General features: G+C 68.9%; 11 protein-coding genes and 2 pseudogenes. 7 read left to right on the top strand and 6 right to left on the bottom strand.

Translation table 11 applies throughout. From position 1 onward, the window contains the following. The first annotated feature begins 199 nt into the window (after nucleotides 1-199). From RM590_RS34390 to RM590_RS34380, 3 genes are all read left to right on the top strand, one after another. The gene (locus tag RM590_RS34390; protein WP_311708736.1) at nucleotides 200-637 is read left to right on the top strand and encodes a hypothetical protein; all 438 of its coding nucleotides are present in this window, start codon (nucleotides 200-202) and stop codon (nucleotides 635-637) included. Between the two features lie 79 nt (nucleotides 638-716). Further along, the gene (locus tag RM590_RS34385; protein WP_311708735.1) at nucleotides 717-959 is read left to right on the top strand and encodes a type II toxin-antitoxin system Phd/YefM family antitoxin; all 243 of its coding nucleotides are present in this window, start codon (nucleotides 717-719) and stop codon (nucleotides 957-959) included. After that, nucleotides 959-1333, top strand: a complete 375-nt coding sequence (locus RM590_RS34380; protein WP_311708734.1) for a type II toxin-antitoxin system VapC family toxin — start codon at nucleotides 959-961, stop codon at nucleotides 1331-1333. The genes RM590_RS34385 and RM590_RS34380 overlap by 1 nt, the downstream gene beginning before the upstream one ends. A 56-nt stretch (nucleotides 1334-1389) precedes the next feature. Here the strand turns inward: RM590_RS34380 and manD are convergent, their stop codons facing one another. Next, on the bottom strand, nucleotides 1390-2619 hold the full coding sequence (gene manD / locus RM590_RS34375) for a D-mannonate dehydratase ManD (protein WP_311708733.1): 1230 nt from the start codon (nucleotides 2617-2619) through the stop codon (nucleotides 1390-1392). A gap of 12 nt (nucleotides 2620-2631) precedes the next feature. Beyond that, nucleotides 2632-4572, bottom strand: coding sequence for a cellulase family glycosylhydrolase (locus RM590_RS34370; RefSeq protein ID WP_311708732.1), 1941 nt, complete (start codon nucleotides 4570-4572; stop codon nucleotides 2632-2634). Nucleotides 4573-4767: 195 nt separating this feature from the next. Here RM590_RS34370 and RM590_RS34365 point away from each other — a divergent pair, with 195 nt between their 5' ends. Next, entirely contained in the window at nucleotides 4768-5850 is a 1083-nt protein-coding gene (locus RM590_RS34365) for a LacI family DNA-binding transcriptional regulator (RefSeq protein WP_311708731.1), read from the top strand. Between the two features lie 110 nt (nucleotides 5851-5960). Further along, nucleotides 5961-6215: a hypothetical protein gene (locus RM590_RS34360; RefSeq protein WP_311708730.1), complete on the top strand. Its 255-nt coding sequence runs from the start codon at nucleotides 5961-5963 to the stop codon at nucleotides 6213-6215. A 10-nt stretch (nucleotides 6216-6225) separates the two neighbouring features. On the opposite strand, the gene RM590_RS34355 is transcribed toward RM590_RS34360, so the two are convergent. From RM590_RS34355 to RM590_RS34345, 4 genes and pseudogenes are all read right to left on the bottom strand, one after another. Next, nucleotides 6226-6696, bottom strand: a complete 471-nt coding sequence (locus tag RM590_RS34355) for a transposase (RefSeq protein WP_311708759.1) — start codon at nucleotides 6694-6696, stop codon at nucleotides 6226-6228. A 34-nt stretch (nucleotides 6697-6730) separates the two neighbouring features. After that, nucleotides 6731-7465: pseudogene (locus RM590_RS36145) on the bottom strand (transposase); the annotation flags it as partial. Nucleotides 7466-8222: 757 nt separating this feature from the next. Continuing rightward, nucleotides 8223-8717 (bottom strand): hypothetical protein, encoded by a 495-nt coding sequence (locus tag RM590_RS34350; protein ID WP_311708729.1) that lies wholly within the window; start codon nucleotides 8715-8717, stop codon nucleotides 8223-8225. Then, complete coding sequence (locus tag RM590_RS34345) at nucleotides 8717-13153, bottom strand: DUF6531 domain-containing protein (protein WP_311708728.1); 4437 nt, start codon at nucleotides 13151-13153, stop codon at nucleotides 8717-8719. Before RM590_RS34345 ends, RM590_RS34350 begins: the two co-directional genes overlap by 1 nt. Before the next feature lie 166 nt (nucleotides 13154-13319). Between RM590_RS34345 and RM590_RS34340 the strand changes: the two genes are divergently transcribed. Further along, nucleotides 13320-13991 (top strand): hypothetical protein, encoded by a 672-nt coding sequence (locus RM590_RS34340; RefSeq protein WP_311708727.1) that lies wholly within the window; start codon nucleotides 13320-13322, stop codon nucleotides 13989-13991. After that, a pseudogene (locus RM590_RS34335) lies at nucleotides 13991-14381 on the top strand (hypothetical protein); the annotation flags it as partial. The gene RM590_RS34340 and the pseudogene RM590_RS34335, both read left to right, overlap by 1 nt.

The raw sequence follows: 14381 nt of genomic DNA, 5'->3' as shown, positions 1-14381 counted from the left end.
GATGACCAAGTCGTCGCAGAGCCACCGTAGTTGGCTGCGGAAAGCGATGTGACAGGTCACGGCCGTATCCCCTCTCGCGGGGTGCTGGAAGCGCCTCAACCGGCCGTGAAGCCAGCCCAATTTCGGGGAACTTTTCGAGACGTACGGGCCGGCGGAGCGGCACGGGACCCGGGCCCGGGAACGTGCGACGATCGCGCGTATGGACCTTCTCATCACGCTCGGACCGTGTGTGGCACTGGTGTCGCTGATCATGTGCACATATGGGCTGATCGCGCACGCCATCCGGCGCTTACGGGAGGGCGGCCGGCCGCGGCTGGCGAGTCCCAAGCCGCTGGCGCTGGTCTCCGGGGTGAGTGCGAGCGCCGCCGTCCTGCTCCTCGCCTACGCGGTGTGGACGTACGCGACGGCCTGGTTCGCCGGGCCGGAGGACACCTGCCTGCGGACGGTGGGGACCAGGGTCCGCCCGGAGTCGGAATCGATCCTGCCGGCCAGCCTCGTGTGCGACGGCGTGGAACTGGTGCCGTCCTGGGTCAACCCGACGGTCTTCGGCCTGGCCGGCCTGGCGACGGTGACGTTCACGGCCGCCGTCTGGTGCGCCGTCGCCGCGCTGCCGCCCGGCCGGCCCAGGGAGAGCTGACCGGGCGGCGCGGGCGGCCCTGTGGAGCTACACTTAGTCCAGCACTTAGTCAGCCCAGTGATCGCGTGGTGAGGCAAGCGTGGAAGCAGCCCGTCAGTACAACGTTCATGAGGCCAAGACGCATTTCTCGCGCATCCTGGAGCAGGTCGCCACCGGCGAGGAAGTCGTGATCAGCAAGGCGGGAGAGCCGGTGGCCAAGGTGGTGCCGCTGCGGCCCAAGGTGAGGCGGACGGGCCGGGGGGCGCTCCAGGGACAGATTCGGATCGCGGACGACTTCGACGAGCTGCCCGACGACCTCGCCGACGCCTTCGGGATGCGGTGATGCGGCTACTGCTGGACACACACGTCGTTCTGTGGTGGCTGAGCGACTCCCCCGAGCTGTCCGACGACGTCAAAGACCTGTTGGACACCGAGCCGGCCGTGTATGTCAGTGCCGTCACCCCGTGGGAGATCGCCATCAAGCAGTCCCTCGGCAAGCTCGACGGGCCGGAGGACCTGGCGGAACGCGTGCGCGACAGTCAGTTCACCGACCTGCCCATCACCGCCGGTCACGGTGTCCGGGCCGGCCGGCTGCCCGTCCACCACCGCGATCCCTTCGATCGGATCCTGGTCGCTCAGGCACAAATCGAGGGAATGACCGTGGTCACCCGGGACAAGCGCGTGCCGCAGTACGACGTGCGGGTCATGGCGGTGTGAGGACGATATCGCCGACGGGGGCCGGACGGCGGGTGTCGCTGCCCGGCCCCGCGCGATCACCAGTCGTGAACGGTGCCGTCCGTCAGGCGGTTGACCGGGAGATAGGCCGCCTCGTAGGGGAAGCCGGCCGCCGCCTCGTCGTCCAGGGTGACGCCGAGGCCGGGGGTGTCGGAGGGGTGTAGCAGGCCGTACTCGAAGGTGTAGGTCGTGTGGAACACCTCCAGCGTCTGCGGCGAGTGCCGCATGTACTCCTGGATCCCGAAGTTGTGGATGGCCAGGTCCAGATGGAGCGCCGCGGCCATGCCCACCGGGGAGATGTCGGTGGGCCCGTGCATCCCGGACTTGATCCCGTACACCCCGGCCAGGTCCAGCAGCTTCTTCATCGCCGTGATGCCGCCGGTGTGGGTGACAGCCGAGCGCACGTAGTCGATCAGCCGCTCCGACAGCAGCGTCGTGTAGTCGTGAACGGAGTTGAACACCTCGCCGATCGCCAGCGGCGTCGTCGTGTGCTGCCGGATCAGCCGCAGCGCCGACTGGTCCTCGCCCGGCGTGGCGTCCTCCAGCCAGAACAGGTCGTACGGCTCCAGCGACTTGCCGAGCCGCGCGGCCTGTATCGGCGTCATCCGGTGGTGGCCGTCGTGCAGCAGCGGCAGTTCGGGGCCGAACTCGTTGCGCACCGCCTCGAAGACGCCCGGGATGTGCCGCAGATACGCGCGGGTGTCCCAGCTCTCCTCCACCGGCAGCGCCGTGCGCCGCGCCGGCTCGTAGTCGTAGCGCTCGCCGCCGCCGGCGGCCGAGGCGGCCACGCCGTAGACGGAGTCCAGGCCGGGTATGCCGGTCTGGACGCGGATGGCCCGGTAACCGGCCTCCAGGTGCGCGCGAATGGAGTCGAACAGCTCCGGCACGTCCCGGCCGGAGGCGTGCCCGTAGGCCAGCGCGCCGGTGCGCGAGGCGCCGCCGAGCAGTTGGTACAGCGGCATGCCCGCCGCCTTGGCCTTGATGTCCCACAGGGCCATGTCCACCGCGGCGATCGCGGCCATCGTCACCGGGCCGCGCCGCCAGTACGCGCCCCGGTACAGGTACTGCCAGGTGTCCTCGATCCGCCCCGCGTCGCGGCCGATCAGCAACGGCACCACGTGCTCGGACAGATACGCCGCCACGGCCAGCTCACGGCCGTTCAGCGTGGCGTCCCCGAGCCCGGAGACACCGTCCGCGGTGGTGATCCGGAGCGTCACGAAGTTCCGCCCCGGGCTGGTGACGACGACCTCGGCTGTTTCGATCTTCATGGGTGATTGACCTCAGTCCCGGGTGAGTTCGGTGACGACGACGCCGTACGGGAACAGCTCCACGGCCGGGAACTCCTGGCCGGTGAGGTCCCGCAGCGTGCCCGCCGCGACCGTCGGCTTGACCGTCAGCGGCTCGTCGTGCTGGCTGATGAACCAGACGAACGAACGGCCGTCCTCGTGCTCCATCCGCCCGACCAGCACGCGCGGGTCGTCCACCGTGACCTCGGGCGTGAAGCCCGCCTCGGCGGCCAGCGCCGCGTAGAGGCGCCAGGTCGGCTCGGGGTTGACACGCGGCGTCACCGCGGCCATGTGCTCGATGGGGTAGGTGCACAGGACCAACTGTCCGCGGCCGAACGGGCGGGCCAGCAGCGCGGGGCGGCCGTGCGCGTCGGTGGCGATCACGTCAGCGCCGTTCGGCTCGACCGGCAGGTAGGTGCGGGAGTTCTCGGTGCCGGCGACCGCGAACACCAGCTCCTCGCCGGCCCGGATGCCGCCGAAGTCCCGCTGGAACGTGATGCGCAGCTCGTCGTCCTCGATCGGGTCGGTGAGCCCGTAGCGCAGCTTCTTCACCACGCCGAACGTCTCGTCCAGCTTGGGCCACCACGGGCCGCGCTGCACACCGTGCTCGCCGACGAAGTACGAGGCGTAGACGACCGCGCCGGCCCGGGCCCGTTCAACCAGGTGGCGCCAGCCGGGCGCGGTGAGCTGCTTCGCGGACGGCAGCAGGTACAGCGCGCAGTCGTCGGGCAGCCCGTCGGCCTCGCGCGCCACGCCGACCGGCAGGTCGGCCTCGCGGGCGGCGACATACGCCTGCCGGGTGTGCGCGAAGACGCTGGTGTGGTCCTCGGGCTGGGTGAAGGGGTAGGGCTTCTCCAGGAACGAAGAGATCACGAGCGCCACTTGGGTGTCCGCGCGGCGCAGCCGGGGGGCGTCCACGGCGCGCAGCACCTCGGTGAACCGCCGCACCTCGCGCAGTTGCTCCTTGGGCCGGCCGCGGTCGTCGGTCAGGCCGAAGTGCATCTCGAACGGGTGGTGGCTGTAGGGCTCCTGGTTCCACAGCTCGTCGTAGTCGGTGTTGTTCCAGGGGATCCAGCCGGTGGCGCCGGCCAGCAGCGTGTTGTGCAGGACCTGCCGGTAGTAGTGGGCGGCGTTCTCCTCCGAGACGTAGTCGGAGGTGAGGCCGAACTCCTCCATGATCACCGGCTTGCCGCCGATGGGGCCCAGCAGTTCGCAGATGAACGCGGCGCCCAGGTGCTGGCGGACCTCGTCCGTCTCCATGCGGTAGACGTGCGGCCCGTGGAAGTCGATGAGCGGCTCCAGGTCGCGGATGCGGAAGCCGTTGTCGGAGCCGGTGATCTCCACGCCCCAGGCGCCGTCGCCGATGGACACGGGCTGGGTGGCGCCGGTGGAGCGCAGCGCGTCGATCAGGGTCCTGGCCCAGGCGGTGACGGCGGCCGGGTCGATGGTGCCGATGCCGCGCGACTGCCAGTGGCCGTAGATCGGGATCTCGTTGGTGAGCAGCCAGCCGGCGACGGCCGGGTGGTCCTTCCAGCGGTCGGCCAGCGTCCGGACGTACCACTCCTGCTGGGCGACGAACGACGGGTCGGCGAAGATGTCGCGGCCGTCGCGCCAGGCCGGGTCCCAGTTCTGGCCGGACATGTGGCCGACGATGAACGTGGGGATCGTCGTCATGCCCAGCGCCTGGTGCCGGTCGAGGAAGTCGTCGAAGTGGGCCAGCTTCTCGGGGTCCAGGGTGTTCTCGGCGGGCATGAAGTCCGGCCAGTAGAAGAACGAGCGGGTGAGCGTGATGCCGTGGTCGCGCATCACGGTCAGCTCCTCGTCGATCACCTCGGGCCGGTAGTCGCGCCACATGAGCGGGCCGCCGGTGCGGGACCAGTAGTTCACCCCCACCCAGAGCGTGCCGTCCCTCAGCTTGGCCGCGTTGCGCCTCATCGCTTGGTCCCGTTCCCTTTCCGCGGTGCCCTGACCTGACCCGCTAGATATATCGTTTTACCAATCCCCTGTCGACCCGTTGACCGAGGGAAAGTGCAACGTTTTACTCGATGGGCGAGCCATGAGACGCTGGCCCTGGCCGGGGCCGCGCGGCAGGGCGACCCGGGGAAAGCTCGGAAGGGGATTCTCGCGGTGGTGACGGGACGGACGACGGGACGGCGCGGATCCGGCAAGCCCACCATCGCCGATGTGGCCGCGCTGGCCGGGGTGTCGGTCTCGGCCGTCTCCAAGGTCGTCAACGGCCGTGGCGGCATCTCCGCCCCCACCCGGCAGCGCGTGCTGGACGCCGCCGCGAAGCTGCGCTGGTCCCCCTCGGCCACCGCCGTCGCGCTGCGCGGGGCGCGCACGCGGGCGCTCGGCATGGTCGCCGGGCGCTCCTCGGACGTGCTGGCCACCGACCCGCACTTCACGCTGCTGATCTCCGGCATCGAGAGCGAACTGGCCCCCGCGGACTACGGCCTGCTGCTGCACATCGTCGGCGAGGAGCCGGGCGCGGAGGAGCGCGCCTACCGGCGGCTGGCCGAGGAGCGCCGGGTGGACGGCGTGATCCTCACCGAGAGCCGGATCGGGGACGGCCGGTTCGAGCTGCTGCGCAGCCTGCGGCTGCCCGCGGTGCTGGTGGGCGCGCCCTGGCAGCCGGACCCGGTCGTCTCGGTCCAGGCCGGCGGCCAGGACGCGGGCATCCGGGCCGCGGTGGACCACCTGGTGACGCTGGGCCACCGGCGGATCGCGTATGTGTCCGGCCCGGAGGACCGGGTGCACACGGTCTTCCGCCGCCGGGTCTTCGAAACGGCCCTGGCCGAGCGGGGGTTGCGGCCCGGGCGGGTGCTGGTCTCGGAGTTCACGGCGCAGAGCGCGGTGGCCGCGGTGCGCGAACTCCTGGCGGACGCCCCCGACCGGCGGCCCACGGCGGTGCTGTTCGCCAACGACACGATGGCGGTCGCGGGCATGAACGCGGCCCGCCGCCTGGGCTTCGAGGTGCCCCGGGACCTGTCGGTCATCGGCTACGACGACCTGCCGCTGGGCGAGCTGGTCTACCCGCAGCTCACCACGGTCCACCAGGACCTGATCCAACTGGGCCGCGCGGCGGTCGCCGCGATGTTCCGCCAGCTCGACGCCGACCGGGACGAGGAGTCACCGACGCCGGTGCCGGACCCGGAGGTGAACCCGCCGGAACTGGTGATCCGCGAATCGACGGGCCCGGCCCGGGAAGGCTGACCGGCGCACGCGTGGGACCGCTTCCGGAAGGTGGACCGCCACCGGCCCGTTCCGGCTGATCTTGGCCCGCCACAAGGAAGTTGAACGTTCAGGGGGAGAACGTGCCAGCCATGCAGCCCTTGCGAGAACGGGACCCCGACAAGATCGCCGACTACCGGCTCATCGGCAGACTGGGCGAAGGCGGCATGGGCGTGGTGTACCTGGCCCGGTCGTCACGCGGCCGGGTGGTGGCGGTGAAGACCATCCGCTCCGAACTGGCCGCGACCCCCGACTTCCGCCGCCGTGCCGGCGGCGATCGTCACCGCCCGCTACGTCCGCCGCCTGACCGCCATGCAGGCGGCCAGACTCAACGGCCGACATGCTGAGTCTTCGAATTTAGTGAGGGTGCGCCTCTCGTCGGCTCCGCCGAGTGCTTGCACAGCGTGAGCGCAGGCGTTGGCTCTCTCGGTTCCGGAAGCCGAAGGCGTTGCGCGCTTCGAGCTTGATGAGGCGGTTGTTGCCCTCGGACGCGGCGCTGGTGATCCCGGTGATCAGGTAGGTCTCGATGCCGTTCCACCACTGCTCGACAGTCTCGGCGAGGGTAACGAGTTCGGGCAGGTGGGCGTGGTCGGCGACGTGGGCGAAGAAACGGTGGCGGGCGGCGGAGATCGTGGAGCGGTCGGGGGTGTTGTGGGTGCGGCTGACGGTCAGGCCGAGGAGGTCGCGCAGCAGTTCCTTGGCTTGCCAGGCCGCGTAGATCTGTCGGCCGCAAGTGCCAACGTGGTCCAACTCGGTGGCGAGGAGGGTGCGTTGATCCTCGGTGAAGTCTTCCTTGTTGCGGCGCAGGAGTTTGCGGACGGTGTAGATGCCGTCGCCCCTTGCGGGCCCGGCGGCCGTGCTGCTTCCAGGTGAGACGGCGGCGCAGGTCGGCGAGGTGGCGCCGGGCGAGCTGGACGATGTGGAAGCAGTCCACGATCACAGCGGCGTGCGGCAGAACGCGGCGGACGGCGGCGCGGAAGGTGGAGCACAGGTCGATGGCGACGTAGCGGACCTGCTTACGCCAGGATGCGGGCCGAGCGCTGAGCCAGTCGGCGACCGAGGTGGCGTTGCGGCCCTCGACCTGGCCGAACAGGCCGCGTCCGCCGATCGCGTCGACGAAGCCGATGTGCCAGGCGTCCGCGACCAGTTCCCACTTGCCGGCAGCCGGGTTCTGCTTCCACACCGGTTTGCCGCGCCGGGTCCCGTCGATCCCGATCGCCGGGGTCGCGGGCGGGTCCTCGGGCAGGACCTTTGCGGCGTAGTCCTCGAAGCAGTGCCGCACGATCGGCCAGGACAGGCCCAGATCGCGGCCGGCCCGCACCACTGTGCGTCCGCCGTCACACACAGCGGCCCCCGCCGCCTCGCGCAGAACGGTGGTGGTGCGCATCCGGGCGGGCACCGCGCGTATTGCTTCGGTGAACGAGCCGCGCTCACAGGCAGGTTCGGTGCAGTACCAGCGCGCCTTGCGCCACCGGATACGAACGGGACGCCCTCCGCAGGACAGGTGCCTCGGCCGAGTGGTGCGGTAGCCCTTCAGCCGGGCGGCGAACACTCCGCAGGAGGGACAGGCCCGGGCGCCGTCCTCGGCAGTGACCACATACACCACCGAACCGCCCGCCCCGTCGTCTCTCGCCTGCACCACACTCACCCCCTCCAGCCCCAGCAGTTGTGTCGCCGCAGTGTTGATCCCGGTATCGTCGATGCTCAAGCCCGTGGGGTTTCATGATCGGTTGCCTAGAGAACAATCATGATCACGAAGGCCCCGGGCCTCTTGCATCCGGGGCCCCACACCCCCGCCGCCCTCACACAGCGTGACAGCCAAGCCCGTTCGTCACCGCCGCACCCCCGTCAAGTTCGAAGACTCGACATGCTTCGTCCTGCTGCATTGGCGCTCGGAGCCCTGCCGCTGGCGGGTCGGCCGCCGCGAAGCGGATCAGACCGTAAACCTCTCCTCTGCGTAAGGGATAGGTCGGCCAGCGGGTCGTCGAATTCGACGTCCCCCAGGTCAGGGCCGGCCAGCCCTTGAAACGGCGGCAGTTCGCGCACCAGCTATAGCTGATACGTGCGGGATGCTGTTCCCTATCCGCGACTCTGTAGACGTAGGTGCGGACCGCTTGCTTCCCGCAGGCAGGACAGGGACGCTCACCAGGGACGTCGACGAAGCGCGGGCCCTTCAGCAGTTCGTTCAACTGCGCGCTGTCGAGCTCTGGCACGGGTATTCTTTCTCAACCGGCTCTACGGTGGAATTGATCGAGCATCTGTGAGCCGTATGCCTCAGCTACCGCTTCTGCCCCTCCCTATAAGTTGGCGGAGTTGCGCGTCAGCTCGATGGCATGTACCGCATCCCAGCGCAGTCAATTGACGAGACCCAGAGACCATACGTCTCCCTCCTGGTGAGGGTCGTCCTCACTGCCTTGTGTGCGCATCACATAGACGGCGGAGCGGGCGCTGGGCAACCGGTAGGACTCGAATCCTGGCGAGGGTTCCCCTTCGTTCTTCTCCAGTTGTGCTCCCCGGGCCTGGATCTCCGCGTAGATCGCATCGAAGGGCATGTGTTCGTTGAAGGGGCCATGCTCCTGGTTCAGGCGTTCGGGGATGTTGTTGTCGATTCCCCAGGCCAGCCGGTGGATTTGCACGGAGATGGCGTAGCATCGCCATTCCCGTTCGCCCTTCGGCCTGTGGAACGAGACCTCGATGAGGCCGTAGTCGCGCCGCATGCGCCGCTTGCGCGCGTCGTCCAGGCACTGGTCGCTCAGCTCGGCGGTCCACTGGTCGGGCGTGGAGTCCACGCCGAGGCCGTAGATCGTTCCCTCGATGACCGCGGAGGCGTAGAAGTGGAGATCGGTCACTACATGCGCTCCAGTGCCTTGATGAGGAAGTGGATTTCCAGCGCGCGGTTCTGGCTCATGCCGTAGTTGTCGGCGTTCATCCGTGCCCGAACGGACGTGGCCACGTCGATGATGTCCTGCCGGAAGCTCGGGTTGTCCGCAATCTCGTCGAGTGCCCGCTGAACGTCCCGCTGGCTGGCCACCCTACCGTTGGCCAGCCGGATTGGTTCGCCGCCCACCCCGCCCAGGTGGTCGGGGAAGATGCGTACTTCCCGGTCGCCGACGTGGACGTGCGCACCATTGGTGGGCCAGTCCTGGTAGTCGGGGGAGACGCGGATGTATGGGGCGAGGCCGAATGGGTCGGTCCACACATGCGGGTTATGCGGGTACGTATACGGGTTTGGCGCGGGTGCCAGGCCCAGCGGGTCCGGAGTGGCGTAACGGGCTGTGGCCGGGTCGTAGTGGCGGTGGTAGTTGTAGTGCCAGCCGGTCTCATCGTCGGCGTACTGGCCGGGGAAACGCAGGGGCGTGGTGGCCTGGTCGCCGACAGTGGCGGCCATGGTGACACCCCAGAGGGTGGCCCGGCCGTGCCATGCAGTGTCACCGGTTTCGGTGACGAGGTGGGTTGGGGTGCCGACGAGATCGGTGATGACGGCGTAGAACCGGCGGTCGAACTCCTCCTGCCTGGCCTCGTGATGCACCGTTTCGGTCTGGGCCACCGGATCGAACCGGTGGTGGTCCCAGGTGAGCGTGGTGCGGGTATCGGGCCGCCCGGCGCTGGTGGCCGTCTGCTCGACGAGGGTGCCGTCATGCCAGACGAAGTCAACGCGCTCGGCGACGGCGGTGCCGTCAGCCGCGAGGCGTTCCTTGGCTGTCCGCCTTCCGAAGGCGTCGTATCGGTAGCGCCACACGGTGCCGTCCGGGGTGGTGACCTGAGTGAGGCGGCCCTCGGCGTCCCAGGCGTAGCACCACTGTTCGGGCTTCCTGGACAGGCGGGTCTTGCGGCGCACGGTTACGCGGCCGACCAGGTCGTGCTCGTAGTGCACACTGCCGGACCGGGCCAGGAGCGTTCCGGTGTAGGTGCGTTCTCCGCTGGCTTCCGGGTGCGCGGCGGACGTGGGCCAGTGAGCGGTGGTCTGGTTGCCAACAGAGTTGTAGGTGTACCTCTCGCGCCAGCCGGGCGCTTCGACGGAGATGACGCGGCCGACCGGGTCGAGGGCAAAGTGGGCGGTGCCCGTCGGATCGTTCATGGCAGTGAGGTAACCGTCGGCACGGTAGGTGTACCGCCGCTGGTGCACGGCGCGGGCAGTGGCGTCGGCCGCCTCGGCGGCGATACTCAGCGTCTGGCCTGTGAGCCGTCCGGCAGGGTCCCACGCCTGGCTGAGCACGAGCTCGTCACCGATGTGACGGGTCGTTTCCCGCCCAGCCGCATCCTGGGCGAACGTCAGCGTGTGCCGGCCGGTCATCAGAGACTCCGGAGCGCCGCTGCCGCGGTAGGTCCAGGTGGAGCGGTGCCCGCTGGGGGTGATGCGCGTCAGGAGCTGGCCGAGCGCGTCGTAGGTGCAGCGCAGCGTACGACCGTTGACCGTCTCGGTCAGGAGGTTGCCCACGGCATCGTAGGTCCGGTTCAGCTCCACACCGGGGGAGGTGGCCTGGGTGATCTGGCCCGTCAGGTTGAAGGAGTAGCTGGTGTCGTCTCCTTCGGATGTGCTCTTTCCCGTGATCCGGCCGAGGATGTCGTAGGTGTAGTTGATCGACTGGCCCGCCGCGTTGGTGCTGGCGAGTACCTGACCGGCGGCGTCGCGCGCGTAGCGGGTGGTGTGACCGTCGAAGTCGGTCTGGCTGGAAAGCGCGCCGCTGTCATCGTAGGTGTACTCCCAGGCCCGGCCCTCGGGATCGGTGACCTGGCGCAACCGGAGCTCGGCGTCGCGGATGAAGGTGTAGCGAACCCCATCAGGGCCGGTCTGCGAGACGGGCAAGTCGAAGGCGCCGTAGGAGTAACGGAAGGTACCGCCTGCGGCGTCTGTCCGGGCCAGGAGGTTCCCCTCGGGGTCCCACTCCCAGGTGTCCTCACCCCCCAACGGGTCGGTGCGGCTCAGCGGCTTGCCTTCGACGCTCCAGGTCAGGCGCGTTTCCGCGCCGAGTGGATCGACGACGCGCTCGCGACGGCCGAACGCGTCCCGGTGGATGTGCGTGGTCTCGCCCCGGGAATCGGTGATCGCGACCGGCAGGCCGGCGACGTTGGTGCGGACCCGGGTGGTGGTACCCAACGCGTCCGTCACCGAGGCCAGCCCGCCGTGCGCGTCGTGGACGAACCGGGTGCGGTTGCCTGCGGGGTCGACCACAGCGTTGCGGTTGCCTTTGCTGTCGTAGGACTGGAGCCAAGTGCCGCCGTCGGCTTCGGTGATCTCGGTGGGCATTCCGAGTTCGTTGTACTCAGCTCGGATGCGGGCGCCGTCCGGCCGCACAACCACCGATACGTTGCCTATGTCGTCGTATTCGTACCGGGTGGTGCGGCCGAGTGCGTCGGTGGTGGAGAGCGGGCGGTCGTAACGGTCCCACTCGCGCAGCGTGGTGGCGCCGAGAGGGCCGGTCTCGGCGACCAGTTGGTAGCAGTCGTTGAACTGGTAGACCGTGGCATGGCCGAGGGCGTTGGTACAGGTGGTGCGGTGGTTCTCTGGATCGTAGGAGTAGTGGTATCCCAGCGCCCGGTCGGTGCCGGTACCGAGCATGCAGCGGCCGTTCGCGTCGTAGTCGTACCGGTACCAGGTGCCGTTGCGGTCTTCCCAGCGGATCAGCCGGTGCTTGTCGTCGTACTGGAAGATCAGGGGCAAGCCCGAGGAGTTGTAGACCTTGGTCAAGTCTCCGGAGTCGTCGTACTCGTACGCCACCAGCAGCGGTTCCTCCGGTGCGCTGGCCAGCCGCAGCGCGGTGATGCGGCCCTTGTAGGTCGCCACGGCGATGCGGTAGCCGCCGGAGTGTTCGATGCCGATGGGAGCCCCGTTGTTGTCGTGGTGGACAGCGATGCGATTGCCGTTGCGGTCGGTGATGGCGGTCAGGGGAAGCACGGGACATGAGTTGCCCGGCAGTTGCGCGAAGTGCAGCGTATGACCGGTTCCCGGCTGGTGGATGGTCAGTGGTGTGTCCGGCTCGCCGTCCCAGGCCAGCCCCCAGCGCGGCCCCTCGACCGGCAGCACTGGTGTATCGGGATCCGGGAGCGGGACGGGGTACTCCAGGATCATGCCGTCCGCGCTGAAAAACAGCACCCCGCCTTCTTCCAGGACGAGCCGCTGATCCAGCGTGGATGCCCAGGACGCCCCGAACAGGCGCCCATGGGTGTACGTGGACAGGTGGTGCCGGGCCAGGACCAGCGGAAGGACACCGGGCAGTTCAACGTCCGTCGCCGGCATGGCCACCTCGCCCGTCGCGAAGTCCACCGGGTCGCGAGAGAACACTCTCCGGCCCCACTCCACCGCGTTGCTCCGCAACTGCCGCCCCGCCCCTACGGCTCCACGGGCCAGTCCGCGCAGCCCGGTTCGGGCCAAGGCCCGCATGCCGGCGGCGAGGCCGCCGAGTGTGGTGAGGCCCTTCATGCCGGGGATACAGTCCAGCGCGGCGAAGGCGACGTCCCAGAGGGTGGCCTGTCCGTTGGCGTATTTGACCAGGGTGTCGGCGAGGACGACGAGGGCGGCGGCCAGTACCACCCAGGCGAGGGGGCCGCCGATGATCATCACGACGATGCCGAGGACCGCGACGACCAGTTTGCAGATGTCGACGAAGGTGTCCCAGTTCTCCGTGACCCAGTTGACGGCGTCCTCCCACCAGCTGCGGTTCTGGATACCGGCGTCGGAGGCGGCGTCGATGTCGCGGGCGCATTCCCGCGCGGCTTCCTCGCGTAGCTCCCGGGCCTGGCCTGCCAACTCCCGCGCGGCGGCCAGCCGCTGCTCGGCCGCGTCCACCCTGGACTGCGCGGCTCCGGCGGCCGCCTCGGCGGCCTGGTGGTCGCGCACCGCGTCACGGACAGCCTGCTCATCCGGCGGCTCGGGAGCATCATCCTCGTCCTGGAGGCGTTCGGCCTCGTCCCCCGCACGCGAGACCCAGTCCTGCGCGTCCCCCAGCTCCGTTTGCGCGGCGCGTAGATCGTCCTGGGCGGCGATCGCGCTCTCCAGCGCGCGGTCCGCCATCCCCTGCGCGTTCTCCAGCCTCGGCCAGTAACGCGCCAGCGCGTCCGCCGCCATGTCGTACGACGTCTGAAGCTTGGTCAGGTTCTCGGGCACTCCGTCGAACTCCGCACGGAACGCGTCCGCCGACAACCCCGCCCAGTCCGCCACCGCACGATCCGAGGCCATCCCCCGGATCTTCCCCAGCGCCTCACCGACATCATCCGCGAACTCCTGAAGATCCCCCGCCAGCTCGCGGATCTCCTCCGGGTTGCCCGGAGTCGGATCGGAGTCCATGTCCACCGGACTCCAGTCAGACGCACGCGCCACAACAAACCACCCCCACACAGGAAGTTACCGGCGGGACACAAGCAGCCGCAATGGGTATCCGACCGCGGTGCGCGGGGTAGGGGCTTAGGCTGACGCCGAGTCAGCCATCACCCTCTGTCGAAACGGAGTCACTGTGAAGCGCCGGACCGGAATCCCCCTCCTCGCCGCCTCGGCCTCCCTGGCCACCGCCCTGCTGCTCACCTCCTGCGGCGGAGGAGACGACGACGACGAAACGGACGAGGTCCAGGGAGTCGAGACGGGCGAGGAGACCACGGAAGAACCCACCGAGGAGCCGTCGGAGACACCGACCGAGGAAACGGGAACCGAGCGGCCGGAGATCGATCTGGGTGAGGATTACCAGAACGTCTACGAGGACACCACCACTGGTGAGCCAGAGCTGGATGCGATCATCCGGGATCTTCAGGGGTTCGAGGACGCCTACGCGGAGGCGATCGTCAGCTACGAGTCCGATCGTCCGGCGCTGCGCTTCTATATGGCCGGCACCGCCTTGGACCAGACGATCCAGTCGCTGGACGGCATCTACGAGGGTGGACGGTCGTCCGGCGGTACCTCTCGGTATTACAACTTTCAGGTGACCCCGAGAGAGGAGGGGGCGGCCACCTTCAGCTACTGCCGGGATTACACCGAGGTCTACACGATTGACTTCGAGTCCGGCGAGGTCGTGGAGGAGGCCGACACGGATGCCCCGTCGGACCTCTATGTGGGGCGTGTGGAGCGTAACGACGATGGAATCTGGCAGACCGTCGAGTATGAACTCGTGGGGGAGGACCCGGAGTGCCCGTGATGACCAGACAGCGCCAAGTGGCGGTCGTGTTATTAGCCGCGACCTTAATGGCACTCATGCCTGCCGCCCGTGCCGACGAGCGACGCAACGGCGATGAGGAGAACGCTCAGGGCGATTTTGATGGCGAAGAGATCAGCGCCGAAGTGGAAGCCGACCCCACCGTCACCTTCAGCGAGGACACCTCTGGTGGGAACGGGAGACTCACCAGCAGCGATACCTCCTGGTTCCCGCCCGCCTGCTATTACGCGCCGACCTACGCCCCTGAGCAGTACCGGGCCTACTGGGACGAGTTATCCAGCGAGTTCTACGGCGCCGGACACCTTCCCGAGGACAAGGAAGCCCTGCGCCAGGACCTGGAGGAGACCTACGGCGAGAACGGCCAGTACCCCA

It is taken from the genome of Streptomyces litchfieldiae (assembly GCF_031845365.1).
GTDB classification, from domain to species: Bacteria; Actinomycetota; Actinomycetes; order Streptomycetales; family Streptomycetaceae; genus Streptomyces; species Streptomyces litchfieldiae.
This window is presented reverse-complemented; position numbering and strand designations above follow the sequence as displayed.